The sequence below is a fragment of the Micromonospora sp. NPDC051925 genome (assembly GCF_044548625.1).
Taxonomy (GTDB): domain Bacteria; phylum Actinomycetota; class Actinomycetes; order Mycobacteriales; family Micromonosporaceae; genus Micromonospora.
In genome coordinates, this window is sequence record NZ_JBIUCH010000005.1 from 186197 (window position 1) to 212971 (window position 26775).

Consider the following 26775-nt stretch of genomic DNA (forward strand, 5'->3'; position numbering starts at 1 on the left):
GAACCCGCCCGGAGACGTGTTCGACGGGGGCGCCCGCCGGCCCTGGGCCGACGAACTGCGAGCGGCACGCCACAACGCACTCCCGGAACCGGGTGCCGACGTGTCACGATTCAGAGCACGGCGTACGGGGCGCCGACACGACCGCACCGCGAGGTGCGCGGAGGAGGATGTCCGGTGTCAGCGGGTGGCGCCCGCCGGGGACGGCGGGACAACGGGCTCGACGCGAGCGAGTACGCCATCGCGGGCGACGTCGATCCGCGCGTCGGTGAGCACCTGCTCGACGTGCTCGCCGCGGGCGGGATCGCCGCCTACCTCCAGCCCTCCGCCGACCTGAACCCGATCACCCGGACGACCACCATGCCGTCCCGGCCGGTCGACCGGCTCTACGTGGACCGCTCGCACCTGACCACCGCCCGCGACTACCTCACCCAGCTCGCCGACGAGGCGACGCCGGAGCCGGCCCGCGCCGAGCCGGACGTCGACGCCGAGTGGGAACGGATCGTCGCCGCCTTCCACACCGCCCCGACGGCCGGCAACCACCCCTGGCCGGCCTCGGAGGACGTCGACGACGACGAGGCGACCGACCCGGCCACCCGGGCGGGTGGCACGGCGACCCGCGCCGACGAGCCGACCGGCCCGACCGCCACCGACGTACGACGGCTGCCGTACGCGGCCGACATCTCCGGCATCTCGGTGACCCGGGACCGGCCGGACGAGCCGTCGCTGCTGGACGGCCTGGACACCTTCGGGGCCGACCTGCCGGACGAGCCGGAGGAGGGCTACACCCCGCCGCCGCCCCCACCGTTGCCCCGGATCTCGAAGTACGCGGTGGTCGGCGTGCTGGGGATCGTGCTGGGTTTCGTCCTCCTCCTCAACCCGTCGTTGCTACCGGTGGACGCCTCGGTGGTCACCCTGCTCGGCTTCACCGGCATCCTCGCCGGGTTCGTCACGTTGATCTGGCGACTGCGCCCCGGCGACGAGGACGACCACGACCCTGACGACGGCGCGGTCGTCTGACCCGTCCCACCCCGCCGACCCCCACCCACCACCGACCCCACCCGTACCACCGGCCCTCACCCGTGCCGTCGGCTCCCACCCACACCACAGGCCGCTGCCCGCATCCCGGGACGCCACCGGCCCCCACTCCCGGCGTAACAGCGGTGTAACTTACGGTCAGTAGTAATACCGCTGTAGGTCACTTCCCCCACCGACTGCCCGGTTGTTCCTTGCTCGCGTGGTCGGTCCGCTGCCGATCGGAATGCCCGAGATGCGACAGAGTTCACTGGTGGTGGTGGCCAACCGGCTCCCCATCGACGACAGCGTGGCGCCCGATGGCGCCTGTGAGTGGCGCCGCAGCCCCGGCGGGCTGGTCAGCGCGCTACACCCACTGCTCCGACAGACCCCCGCCACCTGGGTCGGCTGGGCCGGCGGCACCGGGCCCGCGCCCGTGCTGCCCGACGTGGACGGCGTCCACATGCTGACCGTCCCGCTCACCGCCGACGACCTGCGCGACCACTACGAGGGCTTCGCCAACGCGACCCTCTGGCCGCTCTACCACGACGCCGTCGAACAACCCGAGTACCACCGCCGCTGGTGGGAGGCATACCAGCGGGTCAACCAGCGGTTCGCCGAGGCGACCGCCGAGGTGGCCGACCCGGGCGCGGTGGTCTGGGTGCAGGACTACCACCTGCAACTGGTCCCCGGCCTGCTCCGCGAGCTCCGTCCCGACCTGCGGATCGGATTCTTCCTGCACGTGCCGTTCCCGCCGCCGGAGCTGTTCATGCAGCTGCCCCGCCGGGCGGAGCTGCTGCGCGGGATGCTCGGTGCCGACCTGATCGGCTTCCAACGGGCCCAGGCGGCACACAACTTCGCCCAACTGGCCACCAAGGTGCTCGGGCTGCCGGCCACCGACCGGCGGATCGGCGTGCAGGACCGGGTGGTGCGGATCGGGGCGTATCCGGTCTCGATCGACACCGCCGAGATGGCGGCGCTCGCCGGTCGGCCGGACGTCACCGCGCGGGCCCGCCGGCTCCGGCACGACCTGGGCGATCCCGAGCGGGTCATCCTCAGCCTCGACCGGATGGACTACACCAAGGGCATCGAGCAGCGGCTGAAGGCCTACAGCGAGCTGCTCGCCAGCGGTGACGTCAAGGTCCGGGACACGGTGCTGGTGCAGGTCGCCATGCCGAGCCGGGAGCGCGTCGGCCAGTACCAGATCCTGCGCGAACGGATCGAACGTGAGGTCGGCCGGATCAACGGTGAGTTCGGCCGGGTCGGGGAGCCGGCCATCCACTACCTCAGCCAGCCGTTCGACCGGGCCGAGTTGGCGGCGCTCTACCGGGTCGCCGACGTCATGGCGGTCACGCCGCTGCGCGACGGGATGAACCTGGTCGCCAAGGAGTACGTGGCCGCCCGGGTCGACGACACCGGCGCGCTGCTGCTCAGCGAGTTCGCCGGCGCGGCGGCCGAACTGGAGCAGGCGTACCTGGTCAATCCGCACGACCTGGAGGGGCTCAAACAGGGGCTGTTGTCGGCGCTGCGGGCCGGGCCGTCCGACGCCGGCGACCGGATGCGGGCGATGCGCGACCACCTGCACCGGCACGACATCCGGGCCTGGGCCCGCTCCTACCTCAGCGCCCTGGACGACACCGGCTCCCTGCTCACCCGGCTCAGCAGCACCGGCTGAGCCGGGCGGTCAGCCCCGGCCCGCCTCCTTGACCAGCCAGTCGAGGAGGGCATCCAGCGGCTCCTGCCAACGGGTGTCGAGCATCAGGTCGTGCCCCATGCCGGGGAAGAGCAGCGGTGCCGCGCCGTACCGGCCGGCCGCCCGGGTCAGCGCGGCCGGCGGGACGACCCGGTCGTCGGGGCTGCCCAGCACCAGCACCGGCGGGCGGCCCACCGCCGGCTCGGGCTGCCGGCCGGCGAGCAGCTGCCACTGTGCCCGCCGGCCGGCCCGACCCAGCCGGGCCAGGTGCCGCCGCGCGTCCGCGTCGGGCAGTTCCCGGCCGAACAGCTGCCGGCGGTGGAGCCGCAGCGGCCCACCGAACAGGGCGGGCAGCGTGCCGAGGGGGTTGCCGCGTAGGGCCGCGCCGGCCGTGGCCCAGCCGCCGAGCACCGGCGCGACCAGCACCGCCGCCCGAGCCGGGTACCGCGCCAACGCGTGCGACACCACCAGCGCCCCGGCGCCGTGCCCCACCAGCACCGCCTGCCGCGGCAGCTCCGCCGCCACCTGGACCACATCATGGGTGTACGCCCGCAGCGTCGCCTCCGGCGCGGGTTCGCTGCCGCCGTGCCCGCGCAGGCTCAGCGCGTACGCGGGGAAGCCGCGCGACGCGGCGTGCTCCAGCCAGTGCTCGGCGAACGCCCAGGCCCCGTGCCCGAACCCCGGTACGAAGAGCAGCGGCGGGCGTCCCTCCTCCAGCTCCGGCGTGGCGCTGAGCACCTCCCGCCGGACCGGGCGAACCGGGCGGGCCCACTCCCGACCCCGCATGATCCGTAGCCGCTCATCGGTCGTGCCGCTCACTTGCCCTCCAGCTCGTCGAGGGCGCGCTGCACCGCGCGCAGGTAGTCGACGTGGCCCACCTCGAACCAGTGCCGGCTGCTGTCCTTGACCTTCCCCACGTACCGCTCCCCCACGCCGGCCGCCGCCCGGGACGCGAACGCGGCGGCCCGCTGCGGCCGGTCGCGGCGCAGCCGCAGCGACCGGGCGAAGAGCACCGTCTGCCAGTGCGTCAGGGTGAACACCCCCGAGTCGGGCTGCAACAGCCCGGCCACCGCCAGGGTCGGGTGGCCCGGCGGGAAGGCGTGCAGCCAGAGCCGGGGCCGGCCCGAGCCGTCGGCGTCGCCGAGGATCCCCGGGTCGAGGAACTCGAAGCGCGGCAGGTAGCCGGTGGCGAAGACGACCAGCTCCGGGTCGATCTCCCGACCGTCGGTGAGGGTCACCCCGCCGGGATGGAACCGGGCCACCTCCGGGACCGGGGTGATCTCGCCGTGGCCGACGTAGTAGACCAGCTGGCTGTTGGCGATCGGGTGCGTCTCGTAGACCCGGTGGTCCGGCCTGGGCAGCCCGAAACGGGTCAGGTCGCCGACGGTCAGCCGCAGCGTCCGGTGGTAGAGCCACTGCCGCAGCCGCAGCGGCACCCGCAGCCGCAGCAGCGCGTCGTTGACCTGGTCGGCAGGGCGGCCGAGGACGTACTTCGGGGCGTACCAGTAGCCGCGACGGGTGGAGTGCCAGCAGCGGGACGCCTGCTGGGCCGCCTCGACCGCCAGGTCACAACCGGTGTTGCCGGCCCCGACCACCAGCACCCGCTTGCCGCGCAACTGGGCCGGGTCCTTGTAGGACGAGGCGTGCATGACCTCGCCCCGGAACTCCTCCAGCCCCTCGTAGCGGGGCAGCTTCGGCGACCAGTTGTGCCCGTTGGCGACCAGCACGGCGGCGTACCGGGAGGTGCGTTCCGGGCCGTACCCGCCAGTGCTGCGGGTGGTCACGTCCCACCGGTCACCGTCGACCGGGTCCACCCGGACCACCTCGGTGCCGAACCAGATGTGCCGGCGCAGGTCGAAGTGGTCGGCGTACCGCTCGAAGTAGGACAGCAGCTGGCTGTGGTGCGGGTAGTCCGGCCAGGAGTCCGGCATCGGGAAGTCGGGGAACTGGGTGAACGGCCGCGACGAGATGAGGTGGGTGCTGGCGTACACCGGACTGCGGTCGTGCCGCCAGTTCCAGCCGCCGCCGACGCCGGTCTCCCGTTCGTAGCAGTCGACGCCGAAGCCGTGCTCGGCGAGGTTCTTCACGGCGGTGAGGCCGCTGGCGCCGGCGCCGATCACGCAGACCGTGTCGCCTCGGTCGGAGACCGGACGGCCGTCCCGGCTCGGGGGGAGCGTCGTGGTCTCCGGATCGGGCCGGCCGTGCTCGGTGGAGGGGGGCACCGGGAATCTCCTTATGTGCGGCCAGGTACGCCGGTTCGACGGGCATCCTCCCCGGACCCGGAGCCCGTTGTCCAGCCCGGCTCGCGGGCCGTTGCGGGGTCGATGTCGACCGGTCGGGAGGCCGGCGACCGGCCGATGTCGACCGGCGAGCGGACGGATCGGCCGGCGGGCCGTCAGGGGTCGAGGTCAGCCGGCCCGCAGGCAGGTCAGCCGGCGGGCCGTCACGGGTCGAGGTCAGCCGGCCCGCAGGCAGGTCAGCCGGCGACCGGCAGCAGCAGGTCGACCAGGACCGGGAAGTGGTCGCTGGCCCGGCGGGTCGTCGGGGTGTCCACCACGTCGTAGCCGACCACCTCGACGCGCGGGTCCACGAAGAGCGCGTCGATGCGCCGACGCGGGTTGGCGCACGGGTAGGTGTGCCGGTCGGCCGCGTCGGCGGCCACCGCGGCGTCGGTCAGTCCGGCCGCGACGGTGCCCCAGGCCGGGCCGTCCGGGCCCTCGTTGAGGTCGGCTCCGAAGACCACCGGCAGGTCGCCCGCCGACAACTCCCGCTTGAGCAGGGCGGCCTGGGCGGGTCGTTCGGTCGGGTCGGTGGACAGGTGCGACCCGGCCAGCAGGAACCGGGCGCCGCCGACCTGGCAGCGGGCGTACGCCGCGCCGCGCAGGTGCCGGCCCGGGGTCAGCGGGAACCGCTGGCATCCGGTCCCGGTCACCCGGACCCGCAGGCTGGTCAGCAGCAGGTTGCCCAACGAGGGCAGGCCGCCGGCGGCCACCACCAGGCCGAACGAGTCGGCCAGCGCGGCGGACTTCTGCCGCCACCGGAACCGGCGCGGCGCCTCCTGCACGATCACCACGTCCGGGGCGGCCTCGCGGACCACGGTGGCCAGCGCCGCCGTGTCGTCGCGCTGGCTGTGGATGTTGTACGACACCACCCGCAGCGGCACCCGGTCGACGGCGGCCGGGGCGGCCCCGGCGTCGGACGTCGGCCCCGGGTTTCCCGGGTCGGTGCCGCCGGGCACGACGGAGTCCGGGCGCGGGCCCGTCGCTCCGGCGCTCACCGGCGGCGGGCGAGGTCGGCGGCGCCGATCACGCCGGCACTGTTGCCCAGCTCGGCGGGGCGCACCTCGGCCACCGGCAGCCGGCTGCGCTGGGCCAACGCGTCGGTGAAGGACCGCCGGGTCGGACCGAGCAGCAGGTCGCCGGCGTCCACCACGCCACCGCCGACCACCAGCACCTGCGGGTCGAGGATCTGGGCCATGTCGGCGAGGCTGGTGCCGAGCCAGCGGCCGATCTGGGCGAACGCCTCGGCGGAGATCGGGTCACCGGCCTGCGCGGCGGCGGTGACCATCGGGCCGGTGATCGCCTCGGCCTCGCCGCCGGCCAGCTCCAGCAGGGCGGTGGCACGCTGCGGCTCCTGCCGGGCGCCGGCCCGCGCGAACCGGACCAGGGCGCTGCCGCTGGCGTACTGCTCGATGCAGCCGAGCCGGCCGCAGCCGCACTGGTGGCCGTCGGGAACGGTGAGCATGTGACCCAGCTCGGCGGCGATGCCGTGGGCGCCACGTACCAGCTCACCGCCGAGCACGATGCCGCCGCCGACACCGGTGCCGATGGTGAACATGACCATGGAGTCGTCGGCGTCGCGGGCCGCGCCGTGCCGGAACTCGGCCCAGGCCGCCACGTTGCCGTCGTTCTCGACGATCACCGGCAGCCTGGTGGCGGTGCTGACGTAGTCGCGCAGCGGTTCGTCGCGCCAGGCCAGGTTCGGGGCGAAGAGCACGGTGGAGCGGGAGGCGTCGATCCAGCCGGCCGCGCCGATCCCGACCGCGTCGACCTGGTGGCCGGCGGCCAGCTCGGTGACCAGTTCGATGATGACGTCGCGGGTCTTGCCGACATCGTCCGCGGGGGTGTCCCGCCGGGCCTGCACCAGAACCCTGCCGGTGTCGTCCACGACACCGCCGGCCACCTTCGTGCCACCGACGTCGACTCCGATGGTCAGCGTCACCGCGGCCACTCCCCTCTGCTGTGCTGCCCGACATCGGCCGAACCGGCCGTGCGCTGCCGGGATGTCCGGTGGTCAGGCCCCGTCGCCTGGTGCGTCCCCGTTTGCGCCGGCCGGCGCACGTGAGGCGGGCACCACGGGGCCGTCGGCCGTGGGCCGGACCTGGTGGGCCGGCGCGGCCGGCCCGGCGTCGTCGACGGGCGGTGCGGCGGTGGCCGGTTCGACCGCGTCCTCCGCCCGGGTGGCGGCGGACCAGACGTCCCGCTCCGGCGCCGACGCCGAATCATGCCCGGAACGGGTGGCCTCGCGCCACACATGATCGGCATCGGAATCGGTCGGGCCGGCCGGGCCGGCCGCCGCGCTGGCGTCGCCCGGCGTCCCGTGGGATGCTTCCCCGGCTCGGGGCGCGCCGAACGCACGCATCAGGCTGGCGATTCCGGCCGCCAGATCGCCCGCCCCGGTGGCGAGCCGCTCGGCGAACTCCGGACTGGGGTCACGCAACGTGGCGATAGCGCGACAGACCGGACAGATGCAGCACTCCGCCGATCCGGTGCCGAAACCGTCGGCCCGATGGGTGCCGCCGGTCGGGCGGGAGGCGTCGGCACTGTGACCGAGGACACTCGACACGATCCCACCGAGCGGACCCCACGGTCCCGCCCCGGAGCCGACGCCGGCGGACGCCAGCCTCGCCGTCGCGAGCAGCGTGGCGACCAGCCGTTCCGCTTCCTCCCGGGCCGAGCCCGGTTCCGTTGCGCCCATGGTCGGCTCCTCCGTCGTGTCGCCGGCCGTCGCGTCGCTACGCCGCACCGGGTGCTTCTACCCGACGCTTGAGCTGCTTCAACGCCGTATCCATGATCATTTTCTCCGCCTTACGGCGAAACATGCCGAGCATGCCCACCGACAGCTCGACCTCCAGGGTGTAGGTCACCGTGCAGGTGCCGTCCGGGTTGCCGACGAGGTCGTACGAGCCGCGCTGGGCCTTCTGCATCTTCGACGGTGTCACCAGGTGCCACTCGACCCGGGACAGGTCCTCGGCGTACTCGTAGGCCAGCACGTACTCGTCGGCCATCACCCCGGCGTCGATGGTGAACCGGACCTGACTGGCGTAGCCGTCCTCGTACTCCTCGACGACCTCGGCCCGACGCACCGCCTCGGTCCACTCCGGGTAGCTCGCGAAGTCGCAGATGACCGCCGCGACCCGGTCCGGTGACGCGCCGATGATGATCGACTGGGTGGAGGAGTCCGCCATGGGGGGGAGGCTACCCGCCGCGCCCGCCGGACGCCCCGCTCCACCCCCGAAGCAGGGGTCCGGGCCGGTGGGCGGGCAACCTCCCTACCGCCTCCGGCGGGGTGGGCGGGTAGGTTTCGACCATGCCGGTCCGTGGTCGGCCCGGCCAGTGCGAGCACGAGGGAGTGCAGGTGCGCGAGTTCTCCGTTCCGCCGATCGTCAGCATCGGCGACGCGGCAAACCTGACCGACCCGGTCTGGGACAACGCCGAGGCCGCGCCGGACGCGGTGCAGTTCGTCCGCCCCGCCTCCGCCGCCGAGGGCCGCGCCTGGGTCGACGTCACCTGCCGGCAGTTCCGTGACGAGGTCGTCGCGGTCGCCCGGGGCCTGGCCGGCGCGGGCGTGGCCCCCGGTGACCGGGTCGCCCTGATGAGCCGCACCCGGTACGAGTGGACCCTGCTCGACTACGCCATCTGGGCCGCCGGCGCGGTCACCGTGCCGATCTACGAGACCTCCAGCGCCGAACAGGCCGCCTGGATCCTCGCCGACTCCGCTGCGGTCGCGGTGGTCGTGGAGACCAACAGCCACGCCACCCTGGTCGCCGGGCTCCGGGACCGGCTGCCCGAGCTGCGCGAGGTGTGGCAGATCGAGCTGGGCGGGGTCGACGAGATCGTCGCCGCCGGCGCGTCGGTCGACCCGGAGGAGATCGAGCGCCGCCGCACCTCGGTCCGCGCCGCCGACGTCGCCACGGTCATCTACACCAGCGGCACCACCGGCCGCCCCAAGGGCTGCGTGCTGACCCACCGCAACATGTACGCCGACATCGCCAACGCGGTGCCGGTGCTGCCGAACCTGTTCCGGCCGGGGGCCTCCACCCTGCTCTTCCTCCCGCTGGCGCACGCCTTCGCCCGGCTCATCCAGATCGGCGTGGTGCAGGCCCGGGTCACCATGGCGCACTGCGCCGACACCCGGAACCTGGTCGCCGAGCTCCAGGAGTTCCGGCCGACCTTCGTGCTCTCCGTGCCCCGGGTCTTCGAGAAGGTCTACAACGGCGCCCGGCAGAAGGCCGAGGCCGACGGCAAGGGCGCGATCTTCGACCGGGCGGAGAAGGTCGCCGTCGCCTGGAGCGAGGCGCTGGAGACCCCACAGGGTCCGGGGCTGGCGCTGCGCGCCCAGCACGCGGTCTTCGACAAGCTGGTCTACCGCAAGCTGCGGGCCGCGCTCGGTGGCCGCTGCCGGGACGCGATCTCCGGTGGGGCCCCGCTCGGCGCCCGGCTCGGGCACTTCTTCCGGGGCATCGGGGTCGCCGTCGGCGAGGGGTACGGCCTCACCGAGACCTCGCCCGCCGCCGCGGCCAACCTGCCCACCGGCACGAAGATCGGCACCGTCGGCCGGCCGCTGCCCGGCGTGACCATCCGGATCGACGACGACGGCGAGATCCTGATCGCCGGTGACCTGGTCTTCCAGGGCTACTGGAAGAACGAGGAGGCCACCGCCGAGGCGCTCGCCGACGGCTGGTTCCGCACCGGCGACCTGGGGCACCTCGACGACGACGGGTTCCTCAGCATCACCGGCCGCAAGAAGGAGATCATCGTGACGGCCGCCGGCAAGAACGTCGCCCCGGCCGTGCTGGAGGACCAGGTCCGGGCCCATCCGCTGATCAGCCAGTGCGTGGTGGTCGGCGACCGGCAGCCGTTCATCGCCGCCCTGGTCACCATCGACGAGGAGGCGCTGCCGAAGTGGCTGGCCACCCACGGGCTACCCGAGGACACCCCGGTCGACCAGCTCCTGACGCACGAGGGGCTGCGGGCCGAGATCCAGGGTGCGGTGGACGCCGCCAACCTGGAGGTCTCCAAGGCCGAGGCGATCAAGGTGTTCCGCATCCTGCCCCGCGACTTCACCGAGGCGACCGGCGAGTTGACCCCCTCGCTCAAGGTCAAACGGCAGGTCGTGCACAAGACGTACGCGGCCGAGATCGCGGACATCTACCAAGGCTGACTACGATCCGTCACGTGCCCGCCTCCACAGCCGTCCGCCCCCAGACGCGTCCCCTCGCCGCCGCCGCCCGCGCGGTGATGCTCGCGCTGGTCGGCACCCTGACCCTGATCGCCACCCGCGACCCCGCCCAGCTCTGGTGGATCGCTCTGCTGGCGGTCGCCGGGGTGCCCGCCCTGCTGGCCCCCGAGCACCGGCTGCTCGGCCCGTTGAGCCGGCTCGCCGAGGCGGTGGTGATCGGGCTGGCCGCCAGCCAGGTCGCCGTGGAGTCCGCCCTCGGCTCGTCGGTCGGTGGGCTGGGCGCCTCGGCGGTGCTGCCCTACCTGGCGGTGCCGGTCACCGTCACCGCGCTGCGCCGGCAGTTCCGCGAGGGTGCGGTGCTGCTCGGGGTCACCGCGGCCACCCTGCTGGTGGCCGGCGGTTTCACCCAGGTCGACGGCGGGCGGCAGCTCGGCCAGCCGGGCTACCTGGCGGTCTGCGCGCAGTGGCTGATCCTCGCCGGGCTCGGCCTCTACGCCGCCGGCACACTGCACCAGGTGATGCGGGTCCGGGCCGAGGGCAAGCCCCAGCCGTACGCCGAGGCGACCCGGCTGCTGACCCAGCTGCGTACGGTCGCCCGGCAGCTGCCCGGGGCCACCCTCGACCCGGGCGGCATCTCCGAGCACCTGCTGGAGGAGCTGCGTACCGTCGCCCCCGGCAACCGGAGCGCGGTGCTGTCGGCCAGCGGCGGCGGGCGGCTGGTGGTGCTCGCCCAGGTCGGCGTGGACCGGGTCGACTGGGAGACGACGCTGGACGCCGACTCGGCGATCGCCGACGCCTGGGCCAGCCAGCAGCCGCAGACCGCGGCCCGCTCGCAGGCCCGCTCGCACGCCGGCGGGGAGGTCTCGGCGCTGATCGTGCCGCTGGTCGCCGGGGTCCGTACGGTCGGCCTGGTGGTGCTGGAGGCGGACGCGGCGCACGCCTACCCACCTCCGGTGGTGTCCCGGGTGACCGCGCTGACCGGCCCGGCCGCGCTGCGGCTGGAGGCGGCGCTGCTCTTCGACGAGGTGCGTTCGCTGGCCACCAACGAGGAGCGGCAGCGGTTGGCCCGGGAGATCCACGACGGGGTGGCGCAGGAGCTGGTGATGGTCGGCTACGGCATCGACAACGCGCTGGCCTACGTCGACGAGGACCCGAAGGAGACGGGCGAGGCGCTGCGCACCCTGCGCGGCGAGGTGACCCGGGTGATCACCGAGCTGCGGCTGAGCCTGTTCGAGCTGCGCAGCGAGGTGGATCGGCACGGCGGCCTGGCGGCGGCGATCGCCGAGTACGCCCGGACCGTCGGCGCGTCCGGCGGGCTGCGGGTGCACCTGTCGCTGGACGAGTCGACCGCCCGGCTGCCGGCCGCCACCGAGGCCGAGTTGCTGCGCATCGCGCAGGAGGCGGTGACCAACGCCCGCAAGCACGCCGGGGCGGCGAATCTCTGGGTCACCTGTGAGGTGGACCCCCCGTACGCGCAGATCGAAGTGTCGGATGACGGTCACGGCATCGGTGACCAGCGCACCGAGGGTCACTACGGTCTTGCGATCATGGCGGAGAGGGCGGAACGTATCCGGGGCCGGTTGGAGATCAGTCCCCGGTCACCCACTGGTACGACCGTGGCGGTGGTGGTGGGATCGTCGCCCCGGCGCGATAACGTGCGCGGTAGCGCAGCAGCAGAAGTGGAGTAACTCGAGGATGACCACAAGCCCGACACCGGCCACTCGTACCAAGGTCCTCCTTGTCGACGATCACGACCTGATCCGCAAGGGGCTGCGGCACGCCTTCGAGCGTGACCGTCAGTTCGAGGTCGTCGGCGAGGCCGCCACGGCGGCGGAGGGCGTGCGCCAGGCCGGCGCGCTGCAACCGGACGTCGTGATCATGGATTTGCGGCTTCCCGACGGCAGCGGCCTGGAGGCCACCCGGGCGCTGCGCAAGTCCAGCGCCTCGATGGGCATCGTGGTGCTCACCATGTACGCCGGTGACGACCAGCTCTTCGGCGCGCTGGAGGCGGGGGCGAGCGCCTTCGTGCCGAAGACCGCGCCGGCCGACGAGGTGGTCGCCGCCGCGAGGCACGCCGCCTCCTCCCCCAGCGCGTTCACCGCCGCCGACCTGGCCGAGGCGATGAAGCGTCGGCTGGCCCCGTCCGGCCCGCAGCTCTCCCCCCGCGAGGGTCAGGTGCTGCGGCTGCTCGCCGACGGCATGAGCGTGGCCGGCATCGCCAAGCAGCTCTTCGTCAGCGAGTCCACCGCCAAGACCCACATCTCGAAGCTCTACGAGAAGCTGGGCGCCGCCAACCGGGCGCAGGCGTTGATGACCGCCCTGCGGCTGGGTCTGCTCGAAGCGCCGGACGCACCGAAGTTCTGAGGCGGGCCCCACCCGCCGGGCGGTCAGGCCCGGGTCCACCGCCGGACCCGGGCCTGACCACTCGAATCGATGGTTTCGACTGCGCCCCGTAAGGGAATGATCGCGCACAGATCGCGGTCTTTGCACCCGGGCAGCGGGCAGGCACAATACCCGGGTGAACCGCGCGGGCGACGACTCACGCGGTGATACTCGACAAAGGGGTTGGGGATGCAGCGACCGGACTGGGCACCCGACGACATCGACATCGAGCGCCCCAGCGTCGCCCGCATGTACGACTACTACCTCGGCGGTTCGCACAACTTCGCCGCCGACCGGGTCGCCGCCCGGGCGATGGTGGAGGCGGTCCCCGACGCGCCGCTGATGGCCCAGGCCAACCGGGCGTTCCTGCGTCGGGTGGTGCAGCACCTGGTCGACTCCGGCATCCGCCAGTTCCTCGACATCGGCTCCGGCATCCCCACCGTCGGCAACGTGCACGAGATCGCCCAGCGGGCCGCCCCGGACTCCCGGGTGGTCTACGTCGACGTCGATCCGGTCGCGGTGGCGCACAGCCAGGAGATCCTCGCCGGCAACCCCAACGCCATCGTCGTCCAGGAGGACCTACGCCGGCCGGCGGCGATCCTGCGGCACCCCGAGGTGACCCGGCTGATCGACTTCTCCCAGCCGGTGGCCGTCATGATCGTGGCGGTGCTGCACTTCATCCCGCACTCCGACCATCCCGAGGAGACCCTGCGGACGCTGCGCGCGGCGCTGGCCCCGGGCAGTTACCTGGTCCTCTCCCAGGCCAGCGACGACAGTCGCAGCGGTGAGGAACGGGCCGAGGCGGAACGGGTCTACCGCCGCACCGACAACCCGCTGTGCATCCGTAGCCGGGCCGAGCTGACCGCGTTCTTCGACGGCTTCACGCTTGTCGAGCCCGGTGTGGTCTGGGTGCCCCAGTGGCGCCCCGAGACACCGGAGAGCGCCGAGGACGCCGAGCAGGCCGTCTTCCTCGGTGGCGTCGGGCGTCTCGGTGGGTGAGCCGGCGGCCCCCGGGCCGTCCTGCCCGGGCACCTTCGCCCGAGCCTGGGCCAAGGCGGTCTCCGGCACCAGCTACCTGCCGATGACCCAGGCCCAGCTGGAGGCCCTGCTGCAACGGCTCACCGTACGGCTGGCCGCCGCGCTGCAGGCCGAGCCGTTCGACCCGCGCGTCGGCCACCAGGTGGGCGCGGAACTGGTCGCCGCGCACATCGCCTCGGCCGAAGGGCTGGGCCGCAGCGTGGAGGTCATCCAGCTCCGCCTGCTGCGTGACCTCGGCCTCGTCGGCGACGACATCTCCGACCGGCTGGCCCGACTGCTCGCCACCATCACCACCGGGTACGCCCGCGCGCTGCGCGACCGGACGCTCGACGAGCAGGAGTCGATCCGACGAGCCGCGATGGTGGCCCGCGCGCAGGCCGAACGGGCGCTGCGCGACAGCGAGTCCCGATTCCGCCACCAGGCCACCCATGATCCCCTCACCGACCTGCCCAACCGCACCCTGTTCACCGAACGGCTGGCCGCCGCCATCGCCGAGCCGGGGCGGGGCGCAGACCGGGTGGGGGTCTGCTTCCTCGACCTCGACCGGTTCAAGGTGGTCAACGACTCACTCGGGCACCAGCTCGGTGACGCGCTGCTGGTGCAGGTGGCACAGCGGTTGCGCCGGGCGCTCGGCGAGCACCTGGTGGCCCGGCTCGGCGGCGACGAGTTCGTCATCCTGGTCGAGCGGACCGACGGCACCGACGACGTGGTCAAGGCGGCCGAGGCGGCGCTGGCGGCGGTCGGCGAACCGGCCCTGGTCGACGGGCACGAGCTGACCGTGACAGCCAGCGTCGGCATCGTGGAACGGCAGGTGGCCGGCACCACCCCCGGTGAGCTGATGCGGGCCGCCGACAGCACCCTGCACTGGGCCAAGGCGGCCGGCGGCGCCCGCTGGGCGCTGTTCGACCCGGCCCGGCACCGCACCGAACTGGCCCGGTACGCCCTGTCGGCGGCGATCCCCGCCGCGCTGGACCGGGGCGAGTTCTTTCTGGACTACCAGCCGTTGACGTCGCTGCGCGACGGCACCCTGCTCGGGGTGGAGGCACTGGTCCGCTGGCGTCACCCCGAGCTGGGGGTGCTGAGCCCCGGCAGCTTCATCGGGCTGGCCGAGGAGACCGGGCTGATCGTCCGGCTCGGCGGCTGGGTGCTCGCCGAGGCGTGCCGGGAGGCGGAGAGCTGGTCGACCGACGGCGGGCCGGCCCCGTTCGTCAGCGTCAACCTCGCCGTCCGGCAGGTGCACCGGCCCGGCCTGGTGCAGGAGGTTCGCGGGCTGCTGGCGCAGACCGGCCTGCCGCCGGAACGGCTCCAGCTGGAGATCACCGAGAGCACCATGATGAGCACCACCGCGGAGGACCCGGTCCGAGCCCTGCGGGTGCTCAACGACCTCGGTGTCCGGATCGCCATCGACGACTTCGGCACCGGCTACTGCAACCTGGCCTACCTGCGGGACCTGCCGGTGACCGAGCTGAAGGTGGCCGGTGAGTTCGTGACCGGGTTGCGTGCCCCGCAGGCGGCCAGCCGTACCGACGAGCGGATTCTGGCCTCGCTGGTGTCGCTGGCCCACGCGCTGGACCTGACCGTCACCGCCGAGGGCGTGGAGACCGCCGACCAGGCCGACCGGCTCCGCGCCATCGGCTGCGACGCCGGCCAGGGCTGGCACTTCGGCCGACCCGCCCCCGCCGCCCGGATCCTCGAACAGATCCGCTGACCGCGCGGTGAGCGGGCCCAGTCAGGTGGTGCCGGCCAGCAGGTCGGTCAGCCGGTGGGCCTGGGTCTCCCAGCGCCACTCCTTCGTCACCCAGGCCCGTCCGGCCGCACCGAGCTGGCGGGCCAGGTCCCGGTCGGCGAGCAGGGTGGCCACCCGGTCGGCGAGCCGGGCGACGTCGTGTCCCCGCACGACGTACCCGGTCTCCCCCTCACGGACCGCGTCGGGTGCGCCGCCGGAGTCGCCGGCCACCACCGGCAGCCCGGTCGCCGAGGCCTCCAGGTAGACGATGCCCAGCCCCTCGACGTCCAACCCCCGGTTGCGGGTACGACAGGGCATGGCGTAGACGTCCCCGGCGGCGTAGTGCGCGGGCAGCTCGGCCGACGGCACCGAGCCGGTGAAGACGACGTCCCGCTCGACGCCGGTGTGTCGGGCCAGCTTCTCCAGCGTCGCCCGGTACGGCCCGCCGCCGACCAACAGGAGCGCCGCGTCGGGCACCCGACGACGGATCTCCGGCAGGGCCCGGATCAGCATGTCCTGGCCCTTGCGCGGGACCAGCCGGGAGACACAGACCACCACCGGCCGGTCGGTCAGGCCGAGCCGGGCCCGGACCGGGCCGCCGTCGACCGACGGGTGGTAGGTGTCCACGTCGACGCCGGGGGCGAGCCGGTGCAGCTCGGTGACGCCACGCAGGGCGCGTTCCAGCCGTACCCGGGTGTAGTCGCCCAGGTAGGTGACCACGTCGGTGTCCCGGCCGATCCGACGCAGCACGGCACCGGCCCCGGGCAGGGTCGTCCAGCCGGCCTCGTGGCCGTGGGTCAGCGCGACCACCCGGCGGATGCCGGCGCGTCGCCGCAGCCCGCCGGCGAGCAGACCCAGGGGGGCGGCGGCGCCGAACCAGACGGTGTCGCAGCCGTGCTCGCGGGCCAGCCGGGCCGCCCGGCGGGCGACCAGCGGGGTGGGCAGCAGCACCCGGGTCCGGTCCCGGACCACCGGGAAGGGCTGCGCGGCGTCGAACTCGGCAGCGCCCCGCCAACTGGAGGCGTAGACCACCACCGAGCCGGGCGGCTGACGGACGGCCAGGTGGTGCACGAACGACTGGATGCCGCCGGGACGGGGCGGGAAGTCGTTGGTGATCAGCAGCGTCCGACTCATCGGCCGCTCTCCCGGGCGTACGCGCGGGCGGCGGCCATCCGCTCCACCGCGGACGGATGCGACGCCGACCATAGGTACTCCCAGCGGGGCGGGTCGGGGTCGGCCAGGTTGACCCCGGCGAGCCGGCGTTGCATCGCCTCGAAGGTCACCGGGTCACCGGTGAGCGCCAGGGCGTGCGCGTCGGCCCGCGCCTCGACCCGACGGGACACCAGCGCCTGGACCGGGGCGGCCACCAGCCCGACGACCGTCACCAGGGCGATCAGCAACGCGAACGCGCGGGGCTCGGCGATCGAGTCGACTCCGGCCAGGCGCAGCAGCGGCGTCCACGAGCCGAGCAGATAGAGCGCCACGACCGCGGCGGCGGCACCGAGCGCGCCGGTCAGCGTGCCGGTCCAGACGTCCTGGTCCTTCGCGTGGCCCAGCTCGTGCGCGACGACGCTTGTCACCTCGGCGGGGGTGGCCTCGCGCAGCAGGGTGTCGTAGACCACCACCCGCCGGGTCGGCCCCAGGCCGGAGACGTAGGCGTTGACCGCCCTGGTCCGTCGGGAGGCGTCGGCGACCAGCACGTCGCGTACCGGCACGCCGTCCCGGGCGGCCAGCGCGGTCAACTCGGTGCGCAGCGGCCCCTGCTCCATCGGGGTGAACCGGTTGAACACCGGCTCCACCAGCACCGGCAGCACGAAGGAGAGCAACACGACCAGCCCGGCCGCGCCGGCCGCCCCGAACGCCCACCACCAGCGCGGAGCGAGCCGGGTGACGGTGTAGAAGCCGAGCAGCACGACCGCGGCGACGACCGCGCTGACCGCGTACGACTTGAGCAGGTCGACCGTCCAGCCGCTCCAGCCGTGGGTGCTCAACCCGTACCGGTTCAGCACCGACTGCCGCCAGGCGGCGAAGGGCAGGGTGAGCAGGTCGGCGACCAGCACCACGGCGATCCCGCCGAGCACGGCGCGGGCGATCCAGTGGTCGCCGAAGGGTCGCCCGGCCAACTCGACCAGCCGGGCACCGAGCGGGGTCAGCCCGAGCAGCAGGGCCACCAGCAGCCCGACGGCCAGCCCGGTGTAGCGGCCGGGGCGCAGGGCCGCCTGGAACGCCCGCCCCCGGGCCACCTGGTCGGCGGGCAGGTCACGCAGCGCGGCGAGCTGGTCGGCCCGGGGGGCCGGGGGCCGGCTCCACGGGACCAGCAGGACCCCGACCACGAGCAGGGCCAGCACCAGCGCCGCCAGGGTGAGCACCGCCCAGCCGCGCGGAGTCACCTCGACACCCCGCCGCGATCGGGCCCGCGGGTGTGGCGTCGTACCCGTGTCATGCCGCCGCTCCTCCCGCCGTGAGCGCCCATCCTATGGCCCGCCGACGCGTCCCCGGCGCGGTGTCCACGCATCGCACGACCCGGAGGCCACGCCACCCGGATGGAGGCGTCAGCTTCCCGCCGGGCGACCCGGACGGCGACCCCGGCGGCGGGCGGCGGCCCGGCGTCGCAGCGGTCGTCAGGCGACCCGGCGGCGACGGGGTCGGGCCCGAGTCGTCTCGTGGGCCAGCACCTCCACCTCGAAGCCGGACCGGGTGAACATCTCGATCGCCCGGTGCTCGGCGGCACCCAGGGCGGCGGCCGGCGAGTCGGTGTCGAGCAGGGCCGTCACCAGGCAGCCGGCGCAGCCCGCGCCCCGGACCCGGCAACCGTCGCAGTCGATGAGCATCGAGCCTCCTGACGCTGTGCGGCGTCAGGCGGAGGACCATCGTCACCACCCGAGCACCGTCGGTCAGGTCGGACACTAACCACCGGGTACGACACAACCGGACAACCGGTGATCAACCAGGGCCGAGCCGGTGCACAACGACGGGCCACAGGATGATCCATCCGCGCCACCCCGATGATCTCTCATCGTCAGAATCTATTTCAGTATGTGACGAACCGGTGAGCGCGTCACCTCGGGCCCGCAACTCACATGGCTATCCTGATATTCCGTTACTCACTTCGGGAGACCGGTATGACCAGCCGATGGGAAGCAGATGCCAGCGCGACATTTGTGCGCCGGTTGGGTCGCTCAGCCGCCGAGGGCGGCGAGAGTGGAGGCACCACCACCTGCCCGGACATCTGGGAACTGTCCAACGGCGACGTTGCTTTCATCGGCCGCGATCTGACCGAGGTCTATGCCGGTCAGCTGCCGGGCGGGGTCAGCGTCGGATTGGATGAACGGCTGGTGGTTATGCCGCGCAGCATGGTCATCGCCGCGAAGCCGGACCTGCCGGATGCGTGACCTTCTTCGTGCCGCAGCTGGGGTGCGATTGACCCTCCCGGAGTACGAAACCGACTTCTATGTCACAGTGGAGACGGTCGACGGGCCGATCCTCAAGACCGAGCGGATCCAGACATTTCGCGAGCCCGGCAGCCCGAGTTGGGAAGCGTTCGACGCCGGCCGTTGGGACGAGGCGTTGCGGATCGCCGCCAAGCCCAGCGCCGAGTTGGCGCGGTTCTTCGCCCAACTTCACGCAGTGGGCTCCGGGCTGCATCGGCTGCGCATCGTGGAACTACCACTCTCGCCGTACCTGATCTGGGAGCTGAACTTCCTCCGCTTCCGCGCCGAGGCGGGCGAGGATATTCGGGTGCTAAACGCCGTTGCAATCGCTGACTGGGAGCAGGCACACGGCGCGATGCCGGAGCTGATGGTCGTCGGTAGCCAGGCGGTCTACGAGGTGTGCTACGACGAGGGTGGCACACCGGTCGGCGCGGAGCGGTACACGGAACCGAAGACCGTCGATGACATTCGAGTGCAGGTCAAGCCTCTACTCGACCAAGCCGAACCATTCGCGGCGTTCTATCAGCGCGAGGTCGAGGGGGTCAGGCCACCGGCATGACTGTAGTAGCCTTCCTGGACTGGCGAATGGGGAGGCGTAGTGCCCCGACATCGGATGGTGGCCACCCTGGGCCACCGGTCAGTGGCACCGACCGTGCTGTTGCTTGCCGTGTCGTGCATGCTCGCGGCAGTGCTGTTCTCACCCGTCGGCCTGCGCTGGCTCAGCGAACGACCTGGTTTGGACTGGCCGCTGCTCGGCAGCGTCGGTGAGGCGTACGGCGCAACATCCGCCATTCTTGCCAGCCTCGCGCTCATCGGTGTGGTCGCTTCGCTGATCATTCAGGCACGGGAAGCCAAAGCCACTCGCGAGCAGGCACTGCGGGGCCTACACACCGATCTACTCAAGATGGCTGTCGACGATCCGGGATTACTTCCATGCTGGGATCCCATCGAGGAGCCGACAGATCCCGAGTGGTTCCGCCGGCACGTGTACGCCAACCTGATCGTCTCTCACTGGCAGCTTATGTGGGAGGTTGGCGTCCTCACCCGGCCGCACCTGGAGGTTCTCGGCGACCAGTTCTTCAAGGGTGTCGTGGGACGGCGGTTCTGAACAGAGGCGCGAGGGCCGCGAATGAAGGCCGAGACCTCACGCCGAGCCCGACGCTTCACCGCCATCCTGGATGAGCGGTACCTTGCCGCCTCCGCCGCCGGAGCGGCCGTCAGCGACGCGCCACCACCCGAGGACTCACCCGCCACCGACGATCCGGCTCGCGCTTCTCATCGTGTCGACCGCCCGACCGGTCACCTGATCACGGGCCTGGTTGTCGGCGGTGCGCTGGCTGTTGTCGGCGGTTCCCTGCACGATGGTGGCGTCTGCGGAGCCGATGACGATCCAGGCGCCGCATCATCTCGGCTGCCCACGCCACCGCCTCCGGTCGTACGAAGTCTCCCGCGTGCTTCTTGAGCGGCCTGGATAACAGCTTGCCAGCCTAAATCTGACACCGGGCTGCCGCCACTCGACCCGGACGGGGTGCCCGGTCTGTCGCGCCAGGGCCTCCCGGTCGATCCAGGTTGCGGCGGTGGGCGTGGCGGTGACGCACACCGTCCACCCGCCGCTGATCAGTAGGTCGATGAGTTCAGCGATCCGCAGGGCGGGTGGTGCCGCAGCGACGACGAGGGCCAAGACTGGCTTGTCACTCACACCAGCACTCCCGCCCGTTCCGCCAGCGGTCGAAGCCCTGGTGTCGCAGCCCTCCGCTCCTTCGACAGCAGGTCGACCAACAGCATGCGCGCCTGGATGTTGGTGTGAACGGTCTCGGGGGCGACCCGTTCTGCTTCGAGGAGGTGGAGTGTCGCGGCCGACCTGTCTGCCGTGCCCATCGTGGCAGCGACGGCGAGGTCGACATGCACCTGGGCTCGCCGGCCGACCAGCACCGCAGGAAGGCGGGAGGTCTCCAGTCGGGTTCCGATTTCCACAGCCCGCTCCGGCATTTCTGCGCGGACCGCAGCCGAGACGGCGTGAATGGTGACATCCATCGGCCCGAACCCGGTCCAGAGGCGGTTGCCGTCTGACCCGAGTTGCGTCGCAAGCTCCGCCGCGTCGCTGAGATGGCACCCGGCCGTTTTCGTGTCCCGGCGTCCGGCAGCGATCACGGCGGCCAGGAGGAGTAGCGCGCCGTGCGCGGAGAAAAGATCGGGACTGGCGTTCTCCCAACGGACCACGGTGGACCGCTCCACGCCCAGCAGCTCGGCCAACCGTTCCTGGCTGAGGCCGAGCGCCTTACGCCGCCGGCAGAGCCGATGTCGCTTCAGAGCCACCCCACGAACTCCCTCCACCTGCCGTCACTGTAGTAACCATCTGTCGATGTCGCGGGTACGCAGATGCCACATTGATACGTCAATTCGGCTCCTTGCGGCCCACCCGCGATGCTCGACGCCGCCCACCACCGGCTACTCCGCGCCGGGGTGCCCGAGGACCGCCTCCACCTGCCCCACCCGATGGCCCCGGAGATTCCCGGCTGACACTGCGGCCAGCCCGGACCGGACGTTCGCCCGGTCCTACTCACGGGGTACCGCAGCGCGCCCGCCCGGTTCGGCGCGCTCGCCGCCGAGACGGTGCCCGCACACCCCGGTCGACGGCCACCGCGCCGACGCCGTCCGCGTCGCTCAGGAGCGGGCCAGCCGCCGTAGCAGCGAGTCCGCGCCTAGCGGGTACGCCCCGTGCCGGCGTACCCCGTCGGCGACCTCCCGGTCGGAGGAGACCACCACCACCGGGCGGCCGGGCGGCTCGGCCCGGACCAGTCGGCGGATCAACTCGTCGGCGGTCTCGCCCTTGCGGGAGAAGAGCACCCGCACCCCGCGCGGGGTGGGCGGCAGGCCGTGCATCCGCTCCGCCCCGTCGAAGACCACGGTCACCTCGTCACCGGTCTGCGCGGCGATCCCGCCCAGCCCGGTGATCAGCCGCTTGCGCTGCTGTTCCAGGGACATCTCGCCGAACCCGCGCTTGGTGACGTTGTAGCCGTCGACGACCAGGTGGGCCCGGGGCAGGGCGAGCAATTGGTCCAGCCGGGCCGGGTCGTCGGTGTCCCGGGCGCGGGCGGCGGGCCCGCCCTGGGCGGTGGCGGGGGCGTCGGTGAAGGCGTCGGCCACGAAGTCGGCGGGGAGCTTGTCCACCGGGTCCAGGGCCAGTTCGCGACGCAGCCCCACGGCGGCCTGGCCGATCGTCTCCAGCAGCAGCCACAACCGGGCGTCGTCGACCGAACGGGCCTCCTTGGCGCTGACCCGCGCCACGCCGGCCGCCGCCTCGGCCTCGGCCAGTCGGGCCCGCGCCCGGCGCAGCTCGGCATCGCTGTCGGCGGCGGCCCGGGTGGCCCGGCCGCGTTCGGTGGCGAGCAACTCGTTGGCCCGGCGTTCCCGCGCCTGGGTCTCCCGCAGGGTGCGCTGGAGCTGGCGGCTCTCCTCCCGGAGCTGGCCCAGTTCCTCGCGGACCCGGGCCAGTTCGTCGCGGAGCTTCTCCGCCTCCACCCGGGCCACCGCCCGGTCGTGCTCGGCCCGGGTGGCCCGCTGCTCGGCCTCCCGGACCAGCTCGGCGACGACCGCGCTGTCCGCCTCGGCGCGGACCGCGGCGCCGCTGGCGTCGATCAACTCCCGCCAGCCCCGGGGGCGGGCGAGGTAGGCCAGGGCGGCCACCTCGACCGGGTCGGCGGCGGCCGGCGCGGTGCCCTCGACCACGGCCGCGCCCAGGTCACCGGCGTCGGCCAGGACCCGGGCGGTGACCCGCTGCCGGAACAACGGGTCGGCGGTGAGCTGGGCGGCGATGACCGAACCGCCCAGCCGGGCCCGGCGGTTCGGGGCGAACTTCGCCACCCGGCGCAGTGGCACCGGCACCTCGTCGGCGGGCAGGCCGGGCAGGACCGCGGCGGTGAGCGCCACGATCCGCTGGCGGACCGGCTCGGGCAGGGTGGGCTCGGGCTCCGGCAGACCGGCCCCGGACTCGCCGGCCCCGGACTCCGGCAGGCCGGCCCCCGGAGCTGGCGCTGGCCCGGGATCGGACTCCGACAGGCCGGACGTGGGCTCGGACTCGGACGTCGACAGCGTGGTCTCGGGCTCGGGCGCCCCCGCACCCGGGTCACCGCCGGCCCCGGGCGCGGCGGCGAACGACCCCTCCTCCGGGAGGTGGTCGTCGTACGGCTCGGTGAGGGGCATGGGGCAAGTCTCCCACCGCGACCGGGCCCACCGCCGGATGAGTGAGCCGATCTCTCATCCTATGCCTTCGGTGGCCCCTGGGGCTGAGGTGACGGGAGTGTCGCACTGAGAGGTTAGCCTGCCGCCTGTGGCACCTGGGGAGCACGTCCAGCAGACCCTGGCCGGTCTGGACCGGTCGGCCGGCGGCGTCGATCCGGCCCTGCCGCTGTATGCGACGACGTTCGTCGTGGTCGACCTGGAGACCACCGGCGGCTCGCCGGACGGCGGGGGCATCACCGAGATCGGCGCGGTGAAGGTACGCGGTGGCGAGGAGTTGGGCGTTCTCGCCACCCTGGTCAACCCGGGGGTGCCGATCCCGCCGTTCATCACCGTGCTGACCGGCATCACCCAGTCCATGCTGATCCCCGCCCCGCCGATCGAGCAGGTGCTGCCGAGTTTCCTGGAGTTCGTCGCCGACGCCGTGCTGGTGGCCCACAACGCCCCGTACGACGTGGGGTTCCTCAAGGCCGCCTGCGCCCGGCACGGCTACCGGTGGCCCAACCCCCGGGTGCTGGACACGGCGGCGCTGGCCCGTCGGGTGCTCAGCCGCGACGAGGTGCCCAACCGCAAGCTGGGCACGCTGGCCGCCTACTTCCGCACCGCCACCCAGCCCACCCACCGGGCGCTGGACGACGCCAAGGCGACGGTGGACGTGCTGCACGGGTTGATCGCCCGGCTCGGTGGGCACCGGGTCGACACGGTCGGCGAGGCGATCGACTTCGCCCGCGCGGTCACCCCCACCCAGCGGCGCAAGCGGCACCTCGCGGAGGGGTTGCCCCACGCGCCCGGGGTCTACATCTTCCGGGCCGCCGACGACCGACCGCTCTACGTCGGCACCTCCGGCGACATCGCCACCCGGGTCCGCAGCTACTTCACCGCCGCCGAGAAGCGGGCCCGGATGTCGGAGATGCTGGCCGCCGCCGAACGGGTGGAGGCGGTGGAGTGCGCCCACCCGCTGGAGGCGGAGGTGCGGGAGCTGCGGTTGATCGGCGCGCACGCGCCGCCGTACAACCGCCGCTCCAAGTACCCGGAGCGGATGGTGTGGCTCAAGCTGACCGACGGGCCGTACCCCCGGCTGTCGGTGGTGCGCGCCCTGTCCCCCGGCGACACCGCCTTCCTCGGCCCGTTCCGCTCCAAGCAGGCCGCCGAGCTGGCCGCCGCCGGGTTCCACGACGCGGTGCCGCTGCGCCAGTGCACGCACCGGCTGTCGCTGCGCACGATCACGCCGGCCTGCGCGCTGGCCGAGTTGGGTCGCTGCCCGGCGCCCTGCGAGCACCGGATCACCCCCGAGGAGTACGACCACCGCGCCGTCGCCCCGTTCCGCACCGCCACCACCAGCGACCCGCAGGTGGTGGTGGACGCCCTGCTGGCCCGGATCGAGACGCTGGCGGCGACGCACCGCTACGAGGAGGCGGCGGTGGTGCGCTCCCGGCTGGCGGCGGTGCTGCGGGCCGTCGTCCGGATGCAGCGGCTGACCGCGTTGACCCGGATCGGCGAACTGACCGCCGCGCGGCCCGCCCCCGGGGGCGGCTGGGAGTTGGCGCTGGTCCGGCACGGACGGCTCGCCGGTGCCGGGGTGTCCCCGCCGGGCGTCCACCCGCGACCGACGATCACCGCGATCCGGGCCACCGCCGAGACGGTGGAGCCGGGCGGCCACGGGCCGGTGCCCCGCGCCACGGCCGAGGAGACCGAGCGGATCCTGTCCTGGTTGGAGCGACCGGAGACCCGACTGGTGGAGATGACCTCCGAATGGTCCTCCCCGGTGGCCGGCGCGGGGCGGTTCCGCGACCTGCTGGCGAAGGCCGAGAGCGGCGCGTCCCACCAACTCTCGACCGAACGCTCATGAGCAAGTGACCGATCGGACGACCTCGCCTCGCTTAGGCTGTTAAGGGAGTGCAGTCCTGCCCGTTTCGTGGGCCTGCTTCCGGTTGCCGGGGACGGTGACCGAGGAGCCGGGGTGAGGAGGTGTCCCTCGTGGACGTCGACGCCGGTCACGGTGCCGCCCTGGGTGGTGCGCTCCCGACACAGCCGGGCGAGCTGCCCCTGGCCCGCCGGCTACGGTCCCTGCTGAGCTGGCCGGCCAACGATGGCGACCCGGTCACCCAACTGGTCCGTACCCATCGGGGCATCCATTCCAGCGCGGACGCCTCGGTGCTGCGCCGGGCGTACACGATCGCCGAGAACATGCACCGCGGTCAGTTCCGCAAGAGCGGCGAGCCGTACATCACCCACCCGCTGGCGGTCGCCCAGATCTGCGCCGACCTCGGGATGGACACCACCACCCTGGTCGCGGCGCTGCTGCACGACACGGTGGAGGACACCCGCTACACCCTCCAGGCGCTCAGTGAGGACTTCGGCCACGAGGTGGCGCACCTGGTCGACGGGGTGACCAAGTTCGACAAGGCGTTCTACGGCAAGGCGGCCGAGGCGGAGACGATCCGCAAGATGATCATCGCGGCCGGCAAGGACGTCCGGGTGCTGATCATCAAGCTGGCCGACCGGCTGCACAACATGCGTACCCTCGGGGTCCGTTCGGCCGCCTCCCGGGAGCGGATCGCCCGCAAGACCCAGGAGGTGCTAGTCCCGCTCTGCGACCGGCTCGGCATCCAGACCCTCAAGCGGGACCTGGACGACGTGGTGCTGCTGCACCTGGAGCCCGAGGAGCACGCCCGGCTGGCCCGGCACGTGCACGACCGGCCCGGTTGGAACGCCTACCTCGACGAGGTGGTGGCCCAGGCGAAGGTGGCGCTGCGCCGCAGCCGGGTGGACGCCGAGGTCAGCGTCCGCCCCCGGCACCTCTACTCGATCTGGAAGGACACCGTGGCCGGTGGGCACACCGTCCCGTACGACCTGCCCCGGATCGTGATCGTGGTGGACGGCCCGGCCACCGACTGTTACGCCGCCCTCGGCGCGGTGCACGGGCGCTGGCGGCCGATCCCCGGCCGGTTCAAGGACTTCATCGCCTCCCCCAAGAACAACCTCTACCGATCACTGCACACCAGCGTCTGCGGCCCGCAGGACCGCACCGTCGAGGTGCTGATCCGCACCCGGGAGATGCACCGCTCCGCCGAGTACGGGGTGGCCGCCGGCTTCCGCTTCCCCCGCTCCTCCAGTGAGGCCAGCAACACCGACCAGCTCTCCTGGCTGCGTCGGGTGCTCGACTGGGAGCAGGAGGCGCCCGACCCGGCCCAGTTCCTCCAGTCGTTGCGCTGCGACCTGGCCGAGGCGCAGATCCAGGTGGTCGCCGACGGCCGGCAGGTGGTGCTCCCGGCCGGGGCCACCCCGGTCGACCTGGCGTACGAGCTGGGCACCGAGCGGGGCGACCACTGCCTCGCCGCGCGGATCAACGGCCGGCTCGCCCCGCTGGCGTCCGAACTGGACGAGGGCGACGTGGTGGAGATCTTCACCGAGAACGACGCGGAGAGCGGATTCGAGGCGGACGCCGCTCCCCGGGGCCCCCGTCGGGAATGGCTCGGCTTCGTCAAGTCGCCGCAGGCGCAGATGCAGATCAGCCGCTGGTTCGCCGAGCACACCGAGCCCGGCATCTCGATCGCCGACAAGGTACGTCTGGGTCGGGCCACCATCGGCCTGGCGCTCCGCAAGCACGACCGGGGACTGGCCAGTGACCTGCCGCTGCTGCGGCTGTCGGAGGAGCTCGGCTACCCCGACCTGGAGACCCTGTTGGTCGCGGTCTTCGACCGGGCGGTCGAGCCGGACACCGTGGTACGCCAGCTCATCGACCTGGTCGACCATCGACAGTGACCGGGCGGGCCACCACGCCGAAGCTCACC

General features: G+C 73.1%; 23 protein-coding genes. 12 read left to right on the forward strand and 11 right to left on the reverse strand.

Going from position 1 to position 26775, the window contains the following annotated elements; translation table 11 throughout:
- The first annotated feature begins 174 nt into the window (after positions 1-174).
- Together ACIG87_RS08875 and ACIG87_RS08880 are read left to right on the forward strand one after the other, a co-directional pair.
- The gene (locus tag ACIG87_RS08875; protein ID WP_396849526.1) at positions 175-1017 is read left to right on the forward strand and encodes a DUF308 domain-containing protein; all 843 of its coding nucleotides are present in this window, start codon (positions 175-177) and stop codon (positions 1015-1017) included.
- A 250-nt stretch (positions 1018-1267) separates the two neighbouring features.
- Positions 1268-2686, forward strand: a complete 1419-nt coding sequence (locus ACIG87_RS08880; protein WP_396849528.1) for a trehalose-6-phosphate synthase — start codon at positions 1268-1270, stop codon at positions 2684-2686.
- Between the two features lie 9 nt (positions 2687-2695).
- Here the strand turns inward: ACIG87_RS08880 and ACIG87_RS08885 are convergent, their stop codons facing one another.
- From ACIG87_RS08885 to ACIG87_RS08910, 6 genes are all read right to left on the reverse strand, one after another.
- On the reverse strand, positions 2696-3490 hold the full coding sequence (locus tag ACIG87_RS08885) for an alpha/beta hydrolase (RefSeq protein ID WP_396849711.1): 795 nt from the start codon (positions 3488-3490) through the stop codon (positions 2696-2698).
- Between the two features lie 29 nt (positions 3491-3519).
- A complete protein-coding gene (locus tag ACIG87_RS08890; RefSeq protein WP_396849530.1) occupies positions 3520-4926 on the reverse strand; it encodes a flavin-containing monooxygenase in 1407 nt (468 codons plus the stop codon).
- Positions 4927-5180: 254 nt separating this feature from the next.
- Positions 5181-5867, reverse strand: a complete 687-nt coding sequence (locus ACIG87_RS08895) for an endonuclease/exonuclease/phosphatase family protein (RefSeq protein ID WP_396849713.1) — start codon at positions 5865-5867, stop codon at positions 5181-5183.
- A 110-nt stretch (positions 5868-5977) separates the two neighbouring features.
- Entirely contained in the window at positions 5978-6925 is a 948-nt protein-coding gene (locus tag ACIG87_RS08900) for an ROK family glucokinase (protein ID WP_396849532.1), read from the reverse strand.
- Positions 6926-6997: 72 nt separating this feature from the next.
- Positions 6998-7681: a hypothetical protein gene (locus ACIG87_RS08905; protein WP_396849534.1), complete on the reverse strand. Its 684-nt coding sequence runs from the start codon at positions 7679-7681 to the stop codon at positions 6998-7000.
- Between the two features lie 37 nt (positions 7682-7718).
- Positions 7719-8171 carry an SRPBCC family protein gene (locus ACIG87_RS08910; protein ID WP_396849536.1) on the reverse strand — a complete coding sequence of 151 codons (453 nt, stop codon included), beginning with the start codon at positions 8169-8171 and terminating at the stop codon, positions 7719-7721.
- A gap of 170 nt (positions 8172-8341) precedes the next feature.
- Between ACIG87_RS08910 and ACIG87_RS08915 the strand changes: the two genes are divergently transcribed.
- The 5 genes from ACIG87_RS08915 to ACIG87_RS08935 all read left to right on the forward strand — a co-directional run bounded on the left by ACIG87_RS08915 (position 8342) and on the right by ACIG87_RS08935 (position 15293).
- Positions 8342-10147 (forward strand): AMP-dependent synthetase/ligase, encoded by a 1806-nt coding sequence (locus ACIG87_RS08915; protein ID WP_396849538.1) that lies wholly within the window; start codon positions 8342-8344, stop codon positions 10145-10147.
- Positions 10148-10161: 14 nt separating this feature from the next.
- The gene (locus ACIG87_RS08920; RefSeq protein WP_396849540.1) at positions 10162-11853 is read left to right on the forward strand and encodes a GAF domain-containing sensor histidine kinase; all 1692 of its coding nucleotides are present in this window, start codon (positions 10162-10164) and stop codon (positions 11851-11853) included.
- A gap of 7 nt (positions 11854-11860) precedes the next feature.
- Entirely contained in the window at positions 11861-12529 is a 669-nt protein-coding gene (locus ACIG87_RS08925) for a response regulator transcription factor (RefSeq protein WP_007072219.1), read from the forward strand.
- Between the two features lie 207 nt (positions 12530-12736).
- On the forward strand, positions 12737-13546 hold the full coding sequence (locus ACIG87_RS08930; RefSeq protein ID WP_396849541.1) for an SAM-dependent methyltransferase: 810 nt from the start codon (positions 12737-12739) through the stop codon (positions 13544-13546).
- Positions 13547-13628: 82 nt separating this feature from the next.
- Complete coding sequence (locus tag ACIG87_RS08935) at positions 13629-15293, forward strand: putative bifunctional diguanylate cyclase/phosphodiesterase (protein ID WP_396849714.1); 1665 nt, start codon at positions 13629-13631, stop codon at positions 15291-15293.
- Between the two features lie 21 nt (positions 15294-15314).
- Here ACIG87_RS08935 and ACIG87_RS08940 read toward each other — a convergent pair whose 3' ends face one another.
- The 3 genes from ACIG87_RS08940 to ACIG87_RS08950 all read right to left on the reverse strand — a co-directional run bounded on the left by ACIG87_RS08940 (position 15315) and on the right by ACIG87_RS08950 (position 18142).
- The gene (locus tag ACIG87_RS08940) at positions 15315-16445 is read right to left on the reverse strand and encodes a glycosyltransferase family 4 protein (protein ID WP_396849543.1); all 1131 of its coding nucleotides are present in this window, start codon (positions 16443-16445) and stop codon (positions 15315-15317) included.
- Positions 16442-17701: a M48 family metallopeptidase gene (locus ACIG87_RS08945; RefSeq protein ID WP_396849545.1), complete on the reverse strand. Its 1260-nt coding sequence runs from the start codon at positions 17699-17701 to the stop codon at positions 16442-16444. The genes ACIG87_RS08940 and ACIG87_RS08945 overlap by 4 nt, the downstream gene beginning before the upstream one ends.
- 231 nt (positions 17702-17932) lie before the next feature.
- Positions 17933-18142 (reverse strand): hypothetical protein, encoded by a 210-nt coding sequence (locus ACIG87_RS08950; RefSeq protein WP_396849547.1) that lies wholly within the window; start codon positions 18140-18142, stop codon positions 17933-17935.
- Between the two features lie 291 nt (positions 18143-18433).
- Here ACIG87_RS08950 and ACIG87_RS08955 point away from each other — a divergent pair, with 291 nt between their 5' ends.
- From ACIG87_RS08955 to ACIG87_RS08965, 3 genes are read left to right on the forward strand one after another with little or no spacing between them, the layout of a single operon-like run.
- A complete protein-coding gene (locus ACIG87_RS08955) occupies positions 18434-18703 on the forward strand; it encodes a hypothetical protein (protein ID WP_396849548.1) in 270 nt (89 codons plus the stop codon).
- Positions 18696-19301: a DUF6879 family protein gene (locus ACIG87_RS08960; RefSeq protein ID WP_396849549.1), complete on the forward strand. Its 606-nt coding sequence runs from the start codon at positions 18696-18698 to the stop codon at positions 19299-19301. Before ACIG87_RS08955 ends, ACIG87_RS08960 begins: the two co-directional genes overlap by 8 nt.
- A 54-nt stretch (positions 19302-19355) precedes the next feature.
- On the forward strand, positions 19356-19850 hold the full coding sequence (locus ACIG87_RS08965) for a DUF6082 family protein (protein WP_396849550.1): 495 nt from the start codon (positions 19356-19358) through the stop codon (positions 19848-19850).
- A 587-nt stretch (positions 19851-20437) separates the two neighbouring features.
- Here ACIG87_RS08965 and ACIG87_RS08970 read toward each other — a convergent pair.
- Positions 20438-21058, reverse strand: a complete 621-nt coding sequence (locus ACIG87_RS08970; protein WP_396849552.1) for a helix-turn-helix transcriptional regulator — start codon at positions 21056-21058, stop codon at positions 20438-20440.
- 348 nt (positions 21059-21406) lie between these two features.
- Positions 21407-22945 carry an NYN domain-containing protein gene (locus tag ACIG87_RS08975; RefSeq protein ID WP_396849553.1) on the reverse strand — a complete coding sequence of 513 codons (1539 nt, stop codon included), beginning with the start codon at positions 22943-22945 and terminating at the stop codon, positions 21407-21409.
- Between the two features lie 127 nt (positions 22946-23072).
- Here ACIG87_RS08975 and ACIG87_RS08980 point away from each other — a divergent pair, with 127 nt between their 5' ends.
- Both ACIG87_RS08980 and ACIG87_RS08985 read left to right on the forward strand, forming a co-directional pair.
- Positions 23073-24830, forward strand: a complete 1758-nt coding sequence (locus tag ACIG87_RS08980) for a DEDD exonuclease domain-containing protein (RefSeq protein ID WP_396849555.1) — start codon at positions 23073-23075, stop codon at positions 24828-24830.
- Between the two features lie 128 nt (positions 24831-24958).
- Positions 24959-26746 (forward strand): RelA/SpoT family protein, encoded by a 1788-nt coding sequence (locus ACIG87_RS08985; protein ID WP_396849715.1) that lies wholly within the window; start codon positions 24959-24961, stop codon positions 26744-26746.
- Positions 26747-26775: the final 29 nt, after the last annotated feature.